Origin of the sequence: Bradyrhizobium sp. HKCCYLS20291 (assembly GCF_051167715.1) — a bacterium.
GTDB lineage: Bacteria > Pseudomonadota > Alphaproteobacteria > Rhizobiales > Xanthobacteraceae > Bradyrhizobium.
This window is the reverse complement of the sequence record NZ_JBNPTO010000019.1, coordinates 57,257-69,411: the sequence shown is the minus strand read 5'-3', so window position 1 is coordinate 69,411 and position 12,155 is coordinate 57,257. Positions and strand designations below refer to the sequence as shown.

The window sequence follows — 12,155 nt, the reverse complement described above, 5'->3', positions numbered from 1 at the left end:
ACGTCGCGAATCGATCACGCGGTCACCCGCAACCACCTGATCGTCGAAGACACAGGGGAGATGCGACGAGTCGATTGCGGACGTTGATAGTCCGCTGGAGATGGCTCCAGCGCCTCGTCCAGCCGGCGCCGTCCTTCGCCAAGTCCGCTGCAAGGTCTGCGAGCGCCTCGCAATGCGCGCAGAGGCATCGACCCGGAGCTTAGTTCAGCACTTCGAGCCAGCCCCGGCCGGCCAGTTCAGCGACGTCGATCTTGGCGTGAACACACACGCGTGTGCCATCCAGCGTGAGTTTGCCCTGCAGCGCCAACATGCCCTGGCGCGACTCCAAGTCGCAGCCGGCCAGCTCGAGCGTCTTCGGATCGAACCGGATGCCGAGCTCGGTGCCGCCGCGCGTTTCCGGAAACCGCACCATCACATGTCCGAGCTCGATGCGTTCGCGCAGCCGCCGTGACGGATCGTCGCCGAGACCGACGATCTCCACGCGATGATCGCCACGGCTGAGAGTTTCCACGACGGTCGGCCCCTCCGGCATGGCAATCGGAGTCGGCGCGGGACCCGGGTTGGCCATCTGCTCGCGCAGGCTGCGAGGCCGCATGTCCGTCCAGACCTCGTCGATATGAGCCAGGCATTCCGGCTTCGTTCCCGCCATTCCCGTGGCGTGCCAGCCCGGCGGCATCTCACGCCCTTCGGGCCAGATCGAGTACTGCTCCTCGTGGTTCATGACGACGAGGTAACGCGGCTCGGCGGACATGCTGGACATCGGTGCTCCTGATCGACAAAGCCGTTGAGAACGAGGATGATCCGGTGATCGGCCGGCCTTTCACCTCAATGTTGTACGTCAACATCGCCGGGAGCTCGGCAAGTGGATCACGGTCCCGGCCCCACATGCGACTATTATCTGTGGACGATCGTTGTAAGTGCAGACCTCCGGCGTCGCGCACCCTACCTCAAGACCGTCTCCGTAGCCGAAGCCGCCCCGCACGGCACACGTTGCGGCATGCGCGACTGACATGACGGGTGCGACGCCATCATTGCTCGACGGCCAAGCGGTCGAGATGCATTTTTCCTGATCGAGCCATGGCGACCGCGTTGTAAATGGAATTTCCCAGTTCGGGATCGGATCTCAGCGACGGGCGGGCGAATATCTCGATCACGCGCTCGAGATCGCGCGCGGACAATCCGTCGCGGAGCACGCGAACGAACTCGGCCAGCGACGCTTCGCGATCGAGCCGCACGTCGTCGCTCACGTCCGCGTCATCCTCCTCGATGACAGCATCGTCGCGCTTGCGACCGATCATCGAAGCACGGCGGTCGTCACCCCGTCGCAGCGCCCGCGCCCGCTCGCGCACCGACGACACGGCGATGTGCTTGCCGGCGACAACGTCGGCCAACACGTCATCCACCAGTTCCTTCGGAGCGCTCGGAGCGGACAGGATGTAGAGCAGCGAGGCAGGCAAATGCGAAACGTTTTCGCATTTGCCCGCCGTCCAGTTCGCGACCTGCATGTAGTTTTGCGCCGTTCGCACGGGGATACCGACTTCCTGCTCGACCCAGTTCGCAAAGGCGCCATGCGCAAGGTAATGCTTGGCGGCCAGCAGATCCTTGCCGACCTGGATGATCGAACGCGAACTTGTCTGGCTGATCCGCCGGGCCTGCCCCTTAAGGAATCTCGCCACTGATGGATCGACGGAGTCGTAGTCAAAGCCGGACTTGCTGGAGGGGTATGACTGCTCGACGGGGGACGGCACGAACCCGACTTTTGCATCAATACGGCTCAGCATCCGCATTCTATGTTCGGACACGCTGCGATCCCCTTCCAAATTCACCTGTCTCGAACGCTCCAACAAAGTTACGCCCTGGCGTCTCGCGGGTGTTTCCATCAAAATCAACAACCTATAGTGTTATTCAATCACTACGCACGGTCAAGTAACAAATACCGCAGACTCCTTGGCACTCCAGGCCAACGGCTTCGAGGCGATCCAACGAGCGCGACGGCAATCCGCTAGCTTTCGGCAGTCTGTCCCGGCACTTATTCTCTATGCCGCCTCCTTTTTCCTACCGACACTTTATATATGCACGATAGCACTCGGTGCTCGAGCTTCGCCTCGGGTGCGGACGCCCGGCACGTGTGAGCCGTTCAAGTTCATTCCTCCTCACAGGGCGACCGCAACGCAAGCATCAAATCCAAAGCTGCACCAGCTATCACCAGCTATCACAATCCGGTTGGTATTCCCGTGACGCCGTTCCGCGCCACGGCGCAGAGCGTCATGCTCGGACAAACCGACATCGAGGGGCCGGTGATTGATCCGGCCGAGACTGGTCGCAGCATCGACGCTATCTCATCAAGCTCACGCTCATCTCTCGGCGAATGTCCGATGTTGGGACGATGCCAAGCGTGCGAACCATGCATCAGCACGCGATGAGTGAGATGATGACTGGTCTAGAGCACAAACTTATGATAAGTATGCAGGATCATACCACGAAATAGTTGTTAATACTCCGCGGTGTCGGGGCGAGGGGTTCGCAGATGAGCCAGGACGCGAACGAACAAGGCGCGCGCAAGCCGAAGGCGACCATCATTCCGCCGGCGAGAGTCACGGCCCCGGCCGGCGACAGTACAACGGCTGCGATCTCGGACCAGGAGCGGGACGAAGCCGCCATGAAGCTGGTCGACCGCTTCGCGGTGGGAGCCGGTGCCGCCGCACTCATTCCGGTGCCGCTGCTGGACCTGGCGGCAGTGGGCGGACTTCAATTGCAGATGCTGCGCAAGCTGTCCGATATCTACGGCGTTCCCTATTCGGAGAACCGGGGGAAGTCGATCATCGCCAGCTTTGCTGGTACGCTGATCCCGGCCGGCGCGGCTCCAGCCGCCGCAGGACTTCTGAAGGCCATCCCGGGCGTCGGGACCGCGGTTGCTGCGGTGACCATGCCGACGCTCTGCGCCGGCGCGACCTACACGATCGGCCGCGCCTTCATTCAGCACTTTGCGTCCGGCGGAACGCTGCTCGACTTCACGCCGCCCGACTATCGGCAGTTCGCACGAACAGCGAAGGACGATTTCAGCTTGCGCCGCCGCGCCGGCGCTTCCGCAAGATCGGAAGCATGAGCCACTCCGGTTGAGGCCGACGCTTCAGCCTGAGATGGTCGCATGATCTCGCAAGTGACTGATTCCAAGCTTCCGATCTGAAGTCCGTCATGTCTGTCAATCGTCCCAAGTACCTGGTCCCGAGTCCATGCCGGTCGCGCGCATGATCATCGCCCCGTGTCGCGCTCGTCCGCGTAAAGCGCGCGTCCCCCTCACACAGCGGACGCGGCAATGACAGGAGCCGCTTACGCCCTCATCTATTTGACGTTCTGCGTGCTCGTCGGGCTGTGCGGAACCCAGCGCCGCCTTGGATTTCTCGCGACATTCATTGCGTCGATCATCGTGACGCCCGTCGTCGTGCTCGTCATCCTTCTCTTAACCGCCCCGACCAATTCGAGCCGATTGTAGATCCAGCAAACCATCAATCCGCAACCATTCTCCAGAACTTGAGGACATGGGCCGGCCCACGCCGCCATGTCCGAGCTTGAACGGGTCGAGTCCCCAGGACATGCATTTCTTCCAACTCATCCGGCGGGAAATGCGCGGGACCCTGCGGCGGCTGACCGTCATCTCCAGCGTCGCCGGCGCCAGCAACGCCGCGGCCCTGGGGGCGATCAACGCGAGCTCCCAGACCTCCGGCAACGAAGGAACGAACGTCTGGATGGCCGGCGCGTTCGCGCTGTCGCTGTGCGTGTTCGTGAAGACACAGGATTACCTCCTGGTCGCGACGACCAACGAGATCGGCGCCATCGTGCACAGGCTGCAATCGCGCCTCGCCGACGAGATCCGCCAGTCCGAGCTCGTGCTGCTGGAAGGGATCGGTCGCCCCGCCATCCTCACAGCGATCCTCGGGCACACCACGACCATGACCCAGGCGGCGCAAAGCCTCGCGCTTGCGGGACAAGGCGTCGTGATGCTGTTTTTCGTCGGGATCTACATCGCTTACCTTTCGCCGTTGATCTTCACGATGAGCGCCCTCATGATCGGAATGATCATCTGGGTCACCCACGTGATGAATCGCGCGCACTCCGCTGGAGCCATCGAGTCGTCCGGACTGGAGGATCGGATGCTCAATCGCTTGTCCGACTTTCTCGACGGCTTCCGGGAGGTCCGCCTCAACCGCGCGCGCGGCGATCAGCTGTTCGAGGACACGATCGAGGTGTCGCGACAGGCCGCCAATATCCGGATCCGCACCCAGAGCGACACGTTCCGAGGCACGATCTTCACCCAGAGCTCTCTCTACGGGCTGCTTGGCATCGTCGTCTTCGTGGTCCCACGTTTCGGCGATGTCGACGGCGAGGCGATCGCGAAGGTCACCCTGCCCTTGCTGTTTCTGGTCGGCAGCTGCTTCGGCGCGGTCCAGGCCATTCCGGTCATCGCGGCTGCGAATGCAGCGACCGAGGGCATCATCGGGATCGAGTCCAAACTGCGCTCGGCCCGCACCGCGGCCTCGGTCTTGCCGGCGGCGCCGCGGCGCGAATTCAATGAGATCAGCCTCCGCAACGTGGTCTTCCAGCGCACCGAGCCAGCGTCGGACACGCTGTTTCAGGTCGGACCGCTGGACTTCACGCTGCGTTGCGGCGACATCGTCTTCATCACCGGCGGCAACGGATCCGGCAAGTCGACCTTCCTCAAGCTGCTTGCCGGCCTCTATGAACCGCTGTCGGGCGACATCACTTTCGACGGCGTGCGCGTCAATGCACGAACCCGCCAGGATTACCACGAACTGATCGCGGCGATCTTCTCCGACTTCCATCTCTTCCAGCAGCCCTACGGCATCGCCGCGGCGGATCTGAACGAGGTCGAGCGGCTGCTGACCTATTTCGAACTCGACCGCAAGACCGGGCTGGTCGACGGCGAGTTCACCACGCTCGACCTGTCGAGCGGCCAGCGCAAACGGCTGGCGCTGGTGATCGGGCTGTTGGAGAACCGCCCCATCCTCCTGCTCGACGAGTGGACGGCAGAGCAGGACCCGGAATTTCGCAGGACGTTCTATCAGGACCTCCTGCCTGAGCTGAAGCGAAGCCGGACGACCGTGGTGATGATCACCCACGACGAGCTGGACATCGAAGAGCTGACCTTCCCGTCGCGGCGATTGCGCATGGATGAAGGGCGGCTCGTGGAGCGGCATGCGGCGGAGACCGGGGTGTGAAGACGCGTACAACCGTTTCGCCGGCTTCCCCGCCAACGCGCTGGCAACGTTTTGCCTCGCGCTGGCTGCCGTTGATCGTCGTCAGCCTGATGGTGGCGACGGTGTTCCTGTCCGTGATGTACCCCTTCGTCGCGGTCACCGTTCCGAGCGGGCAGGCCGGCGTGCCGTGGAAGCGGATCGGCCATTTCAGCCTGTATTGCTTCTGCATGGCCGGGCGCGGCACCGTGCTCGACCCGCACGAGCTTCGCAACGAAGGGCTGCACTTCGTCTGGCCGTGGGATCGGCTCTTCCTTTATGATCTGAGGCTGCAGAGCGCGACCCAGACCTACAACGCGATCTCCAAGGACGGCGTCAGCATCGCCGCAACCATCAACGTGCGGTTCCAGCTGAAGCACAATTCGCTGCCGCAGCTGCACAAGTTCATCGGTCCGGAATACATGGACCTTGTGGTGCGTCCCGAGCTCGGCAGCCGGGCGCGCGAGGTGATCGCGCAATACAGCGCCGAAGAGGTCTACTCGACCGCGCGCGAGGCCATCAAGACGACCATCCGCAGTAGCGGCCAGGCCAAGGTGGATGCACAGCTGAACCGGCTGGTGCAGCCGGAGACGGTGCATCGCTCGCAGCTTCCGGACAACGCGCCGCTGGCGCCGGCCCTGAACGACGCCATCGACATCGTCGATGTCCTGGTGCTCGAGATCACGCTGCCGGAGGCGGTGATGTCGGCGATCAATCGCAAGATCGAGCAGTACTATGTGGCCCAGGAGTATGAGTACCGCGTGCTTCGTGAAACGCGCGAGTCGGAACGCAAGCGGATCGAGGCAACCGGTATCCGGGATTTCCAGCAGATCGTCAGCCAGGGCATCTCGGATTCCTATCTGCGCTGGCGCGGCATCGAGGCGACGCTGCAGCTCGCGCAATCGCACAACGCCAAGACCGTGATCATCGGCAGCAACAAGGACGGCCTGCCGATCATCCTCGGCAATGCCGACGCGCCCGCCCCTGCTCCGGCCGTCGCCAATGCCGAACCGGCAGCCCCGCCTCCCGCACCACGGCCGCGCACCGAGACTGCCGCGCCGACGAGTTCGACCTCCGAGGCCGCGCCGGTCGCCTTGCCGCCGGCCGAGGCGGCCAAGCCCGCTCCCGTCACGCCCGAGCCGGGCCCGCAGGACTCCGGTACGCCGCCCAAGTCGCAATCGCTGTTTCCTCCGAGCTGGTCGGACATCCCGTCGCTGGTGTCACCGGCCCCGCCACCGCCAGCGTCGCGGCCGGCGCCGCGGCCGTATCGTCCCCGGACGGAACGACCACCGCAACAGCCGCCGCAACAACCGCAGCAGCCGCGATGATGTCCTTCGTCGCGCCAATTCCGCTCACGGTCCGCGTCAGGCAATCCAGCGCTCGGCCTCCGTCGCTGCGAGACTGATCAGCCGCTCGCGTTCGCTGTTGATGAAGAAGTGGTCGCCTTCGACCACATGCAGACGAAAATCGCCATTGCCGACCTGGCGCCACGCGGCGATCTGGTCGCGGCCGACCTCGAAATCGCGCAGGCCACTGAACGCGACGATCGGACAATCCAGGCTGGAGGGCCGGGCCGCGACATAGGTCTCGATCAGCTGCAGATCGGCGCGCAGCGTCGGCAGCACCAGCTGCATCAGCTCCGCATTGTCCAGCACGCTCGGTGCCGTGCCGCCCAGCCGTCGCAGTTCGTCCAGCAGCTTGCGATCAGGCAGCGGATGCAGCCAAGGCCGGCTCGAGGGCAGTTGCGGCGCGCGGCAGGCGGACGCCATGAAGCCCGACGCCATCCGGCCATGGTCGCGGGCGAGCACGCGCGCCACCTCATAGGCGATGGCGCCGCCCATGCTGTGACCGAAGAAGGCGAAGGGCTGATCGAGCAGCGGCAGCAGCGCCCGCGCCAGCGCGGTCGCGACCTGCTCCAGATTGGTCCATGCCGGTTCTGCCGCGCGCTGCTCGCGTCCGGGCAGCCGGACCGCGCGCACATCGATCGTGCTCGGAAATTCGCGCGACCAGCCGCGATAGATCGCCGCGCCGCCGCCGGCATAGGGCAGACAAAACAGACGGAGTTTTGGTCGTCCGACGTAATCCGTTTCGGCAAGCCAGGGCGAGCCGCTAGCGTGGGACCACATCGATATCAGCCTGCCATCCAAAATCTACAAATCGCTTTCGACAGACATGTCGGGCGACGGACAAATCAGTCCGGACCATCGGTCGAAGGACGCGTGTGTGCATCACCATGGAATTGGGGTGGCGTGCGACGGCCGTCAACGACTCGCCAACAGCATTTTGCGCTCCTCCCTTGAGCGAGGAGCGCACGAGGCTTGATCAGAGGTCGGATCCCGCCGTGGAGACGTTGGACGTCTGCTTCTTGATGAACTCCCGATAGTCGCCGGGATTGAAGTCGAGCAGCGTGCCGCCGGAGGCGAAGTGCTGGATGAACACTTTGCCGATCACATAGGTCGCAGCACCGGAGACGGCAGGCATCGTCACCGCGGCCAACGTCATGCCGAGCGGCGGCACGACCTTCAGCGCGCTCAACAGTCCGCTGGCCGCGACGGCCCCCGCGCCGACCGGAATGATCGAGCCGGCCAGGCTGGCAATGACAGACTTGCCGCGATTGTCCGAGAACGGCACATCGTAGATCTCTGCGAGCCGGCGCAGCATCTGCAGCTGGATGCCGCCGACCGCGACCATGTCGACGATGGGAAGTGGAATCACACCGGCGGCCGCGGACCATTTGGCGAATCGGCTGACCAGGGCGGCGGCCATCTCGTCGCGTTCCGCATCGGTTGCCGGCGCGTCGATCGTGCCCGGCTCAGTCTCACGCTTCGCATCCATCTTCGCCTTAACTCCCGTTTCAGTCGTTGACTGCACCATTGGCCCGGCTCCTCCAACGAGATATGCAAAGCGCCCGGGCAACTAATAGTCGAATTCGCGCGGTTTGTCGACCTCGCCCGGGCGGATCATGTCAGGAGGCCGTCTCCTCCGTCTCTTCTCTTGGGACTGGCTTTGCGACAAAACGCCCATCCTGCATGCGCAGCCCGCGACCGATCTGGTCGAGACGGCCGATATAGCGGTCGTCATGCGTTACCAGCACGATGGTCAGGCCGGCACGATGCAGCTCCGGTAGCAGCTCGTCGTAGAATCGGCGACGCGACTCGGGATCCTGCTCCGCCGCCCACTCGTCGAGCAGCAGGATCTGGCGCCGCTCCAGCAGACTGACCATCAGCGCGATCCGCTTGCGCTGGCCGGTCGAGAGGTTCAGCGTGTCGAACTCCCCGTCGGTGACCGCGGTCTTCCCGGTCAGCTGGAAGCGCGCAAGCTGCCGCTCGACTTCGCCGTCCGGCGGCTCGGGGACGCCGTAGAGCCGATCGAACAGATGATAGTCGGCGAAGACCGCGGCAAACAGCGCGCGATAGGCATTGCGATTGGCGTCGGTGACGCGCACGCCATCGAAAGCGATCTCGCCGGCATCCGGCGCATACAGCCCAGCCAGCACCTGCAGGAAGGTCGACTTGCCGGAGCCGTTGCCCCCGGTGATGTAGATCAGCTCGCCCCTGCGCAGCGTGAAATCGACCGGTCCAATCTGGAACGGCTTGTCCAGCTTCTTGTCCTGGTAGTGAAAGTGCACGTCGCGGACCTCGATCGTCGCGAAGGTCGGCTCGGCCTCCTGTTCACAGACCGTGTCCTCGGCGGCAAACGCCTGCAGCCGCGCCTCGAGCTTCTCGAATCCGTCCGCCGCAACGCCGGCCGTCTGCATCACCGGCACGGCCTGAACGAGCCCGAAGCAGGCGCCGATCACGAACAGCACGGCCATCGTGGTCTTCGAAAGCGCGCCTTCCGAAACGGTACTCAAAGCGGGCACCACGAACACGATGACGCCGAGCAGCACGTACATGAAGGTCTGCGACAGCAGCAGCCGCTTGAAGGTTTCCGCCTGGGTCCGGATCCTGAGATTGGCCGCCATGCGCGACACCTCGACGAAGTCGTCATAGAGATCCGTGCTTCGCGAGCTGTTGAGCCGCACCTCCTTGAACCCATCCAGCAGATCGGTGACACGCTGGAACAGCCGGTCATTCGACTCCGCGGCCGCCTTCAATCGGCCGGCAAGGTCCCGGCTCCTGATGAAGTAGATCGCGCTGGCCAGGCCGATCACCGCTGCGCTCAAGGCAAAGGCCGTCAACGACATCCAGGCAATGTAGAGCGCGACGAAGACGATGAGAATGGCGCCCTGGGTCGCGAACGCCAGCGAGCTCGTTGCTTGCCGCAGCGCATCGGTCTGTTCGACGATCGCGGCGTAGATCTGCGGCCGGCCGATCTCCTCCAGCTTGAGCAGCTCGGATTGCCGCACATAGCCGATCAGGCGCAACCGCAAACGGTGGATCAGCGCCTCGATCTGTCCGACCGCTCCAAGCAATAGATACCGTCCGGTGACCATGAACAGGAGCAGCGAGGATACGAACAGCACCCCGAGCGCGGCGCCCGGCTTGCCGTTCTTGCTGGCCTGCGCGGCGGCGTTCACCGTCGCCAGCACCGCCGCGTTGCTCAGGCCGGCGAGCCCGGCCATGATCAGCAGCTGATAGAAGGACCCTCCCATCTCTTGACGGAGGAGATTGAGAAACATCATCGTCCGAGCGGTCCGCCGTTACGCCGCTCCCGTGGCCGCGCCACGGTGAGCCGAATGATCAACCTCGTGTCCGCACACAGCAAATAGATCCCGGCCAGTGCGGCGATGTCAGAAAGGCAATGAAGTATTCAAGTGATCTCTAACACAGTTCGCGTGATGTCATCCATAGATCGGATCTTGCCCTGAACTGACTGATTGGAAAGCGGGATCATCGATCGGCCGCCGGTCAGACATCACCTCAAGCTCGTCCCTGGTGCGAGCCTGACCGGAGCCTGCTGCTGGAGCATCCGGTCCAGATTGCGATCCTGGAGCGCGGGATGACGCGCATGCGCAGCACCCGGCTTGCCCTCGGCCGGTGCGGGTCGGGCCGCCTTCTTTGCATCGGCCTCCTTCTCGGTCTCGACGGTCACCGGGCCGACGACGTGAACCGGCAGCGGGATCGGGATCGGTGGCGGCAGCGGCTCGGCCATGGTGACGACGAGATGGTGGACGCCCTCGCGGCTGTAGAGGCCGCCGGAATTGATGGTGTTGAGAATGCTGAAGATGAAGCCGAAGCGGGTGCCTGCGCTGGCGACCACGTCGACATCGACCGTGTAGCTCAGTCCGCCGTGATGCTCGGGTTTGATTTCATCGAGGGTGGCCGCGATCCAGCCGGCGAGACCGAGGCGGGTCTGGGAGGGATCTGGCCCGCGGCAGGTTTCGCCGTAGAGTTCGAGCGCCTCCGGGACGGCGATGGCGAAGTCGAGATGACCGCTATGCGTGAACTTGCCGCTGAGCGACGTGCTTGGATTGATCGTGGCCAAGCTGGCCGAAACCACGGTGGCGATCCCCGACGTATCTCCCGACACGGTATTGATCAGCGTCATGTCGAGCGACGCCTTGACCAGCCATTTCGACAGATGGAAATGCTTGTAGCGCTCCTCGGAGGCGACGGCTGCGACTTCACACTGGATGGCGCTCTTGAATGACTGGATCGTGGCCGCGCCACGGTGCTCATCCAGCGGCAGCAGCGTGCAGCCGCACAGGCTCATCGCGGCTCCCAGCGCGCACAACTTTCTCATCGTATAGCCCCCTCCCCAGGGGAAAGATCGCAGCAACACCTGCGGATCGAAGGCCGTACGCCCGACAAAAAGCCTGATCTCCCGCGCTCGTCTCGAACTTATTTGATTCGCTACCGATGCGCGCGTGCGAGGTTCTTCGCCCGAGACGGCGGTGTACAGACACCTATCGGAATGGGAGGACCGAATGTGCGTCACGTCCCTGATCCGTTCACGAGGCGTCGGCAGCTGCCACTCACATCCGTGCATCTGATTGGCCGCATCGCTCACCACACCAACAGTGTCATCCCGGGCAAGGCCAACGCGAAGCGTTGGTGGCCGCTGACCCGGGATCCATACGCCGTGACGGGTGTGGCTGGGCGAGATGGAGCGGCCATCGTGCCTCATACATCTCCCTGGGGTTATGGATCCCGGATCGGCGCGCGCGTGCCGCGCACTTGTCCGGGATGACGGCGGAGGAGTTCGTTGACGGTCTTGGCAAGCACACGCACTGCGTCCTGATTGGCCACCGCGGCCACCACACAAACAGTGTCGTCCCGGGCAAGCTCACCAACGCGACAGCGTTGGTGGGCGCCGACCCGGGATCCATACGCCGTGACGGTCGTGGCGGGGCGAGATGGAGCGGCCATCGTGCCTCATACGTCTGCCTGGGGTTATGGGTCCCGGATCTGCGCGCGCGTGCCGCGCGCTTGTCCAGGACGACAGTAGAGGGTGTGGTTGGCGGTTGCCAAACTCATAGATCAAATAAAGACGAGTGGACCAGACAAAGACGACGAACTACGAGACCTGGACGAACAGCACGCGGCATCGCCTTCCCGCGGCACATCGTGCCCGGATTGTGCATTCGTCACCGCCCTCCTCAAGTCGAGGGCGCGGAGAAGGCCGGGAGCCTGCCGCCCCCATGGCCCGCCTGCAGAAAAAAATGCAGGCGGCAGGTACCACAGGTTCGGCTGGGACATCCCGGCCTTCCCCGCGCGACTGGTTTTAACGGTGTCCTTCGTGCTCTCCCTGGGGATCGGCTTTATTGCCCCCATCGCCCGCGCGTGCCGTCACAGCAACGATCACGGACTTGACCTCAGCGTCGAGAGGCCAGGACCACACGACTTCGCCGTCCGCGTCGACCGCGCTCGTCAAGCGCAACCGCCACGTCCATCGCAGCCCACCTCACGTTCGTGACGACGCGTACGTCCCTCTGCTCGAGGCGGGATGGATGCAAGAAAG

Annotated in this window: 10 protein-coding genes; 4 read left to right on the top strand and 6 right to left on the bottom strand. The window is 63.9% G+C overall.

Annotated elements, in window-relative coordinates:
• Nucleotides 1–199: 199 nt before the first annotated feature.
• A complete protein-coding gene (locus ACQR07_RS30910) occupies nucleotides 200–751 on the bottom strand; it encodes an MbtH family protein (RefSeq protein WP_434867578.1) in 552 nt (183 codons plus the stop codon).
• A gap of 277 nt (nucleotides 752–1,028) precedes the next feature.
• Nucleotides 1,029–1,787, bottom strand: coding sequence for a DUF3102 domain-containing protein (locus ACQR07_RS30905; RefSeq protein ID WP_434905847.1), 759 nt, complete (start codon nucleotides 1,785–1,787; stop codon nucleotides 1,029–1,031).
• Nucleotides 1,788–2,527: 740 nt separating this feature from the next.
• Here ACQR07_RS30905 and ACQR07_RS30900 point away from each other — a divergent pair.
• The 4 genes from ACQR07_RS30900 (at nucleotide 2,528) to ACQR07_RS30885 (ending at nucleotide 6,580) form a co-directional block, all read left to right on the top strand.
• Nucleotides 2,528–3,106, top strand: a complete 579-nt coding sequence (locus ACQR07_RS30900) for a YcjF family protein (RefSeq protein WP_434905846.1) — start codon at nucleotides 2,528–2,530, stop codon at nucleotides 3,104–3,106.
• 210 nt (nucleotides 3,107–3,316) lie between these two features.
• Nucleotides 3,317–3,493, top strand: coding sequence for a hypothetical protein (locus tag ACQR07_RS30895; protein ID WP_434905845.1), 177 nt, complete (start codon nucleotides 3,317–3,319; stop codon nucleotides 3,491–3,493).
• A 100-nt stretch (nucleotides 3,494–3,593) separates the two neighbouring features.
• Nucleotides 3,594–5,237: an ATP-binding cassette domain-containing protein gene (locus ACQR07_RS30890; protein ID WP_434905844.1), complete on the top strand. Its 1,644-nt coding sequence runs from the start codon at nucleotides 3,594–3,596 to the stop codon at nucleotides 5,235–5,237.
• Complete coding sequence (locus ACQR07_RS30885) at nucleotides 5,234–6,580, top strand: prohibitin family protein (protein ID WP_434905843.1); 1,347 nt, start codon at nucleotides 5,234–5,236, stop codon at nucleotides 6,578–6,580. Before ACQR07_RS30890 ends, ACQR07_RS30885 begins: the two co-directional genes overlap by 4 nt.
• Nucleotides 6,581–6,616: 36 nt before the next feature.
• Here the strand turns inward: ACQR07_RS30885 and ACQR07_RS30880 are convergent, their stop codons facing one another.
• The 4 genes from ACQR07_RS30880 to ACQR07_RS30865 all read right to left on the bottom strand — a co-directional run bounded on the left by ACQR07_RS30880 (nucleotide 6,617) and on the right by ACQR07_RS30865 (nucleotide 10,937).
• Complete coding sequence (locus ACQR07_RS30880) at nucleotides 6,617–7,378, bottom strand: thioesterase II family protein (protein ID WP_434905842.1); 762 nt, start codon at nucleotides 7,376–7,378, stop codon at nucleotides 6,617–6,619.
• A 196-nt stretch (nucleotides 7,379–7,574) separates the two neighbouring features.
• Entirely contained in the window at nucleotides 7,575–8,087 is a 513-nt protein-coding gene (locus tag ACQR07_RS30875; protein WP_434905841.1) for a YcjF family protein, read from the bottom strand.
• A 130-nt stretch (nucleotides 8,088–8,217) separates the two neighbouring features.
• Entirely contained in the window at nucleotides 8,218–9,873 is a 1,656-nt protein-coding gene (locus tag ACQR07_RS30870; RefSeq protein WP_434905840.1) for a cyclic peptide export ABC transporter, read from the bottom strand.
• Between the two features lie 236 nt (nucleotides 9,874–10,109).
• Nucleotides 10,110–10,937 carry a hypothetical protein gene (locus ACQR07_RS30865; RefSeq protein ID WP_434905839.1) on the bottom strand — a complete coding sequence of 276 codons (828 nt, stop codon included), beginning with the start codon at nucleotides 10,935–10,937 and terminating at the stop codon, nucleotides 10,110–10,112.
• Between the last annotated feature and the right edge of the window lie 1,218 nt (nucleotides 10,938–12,155).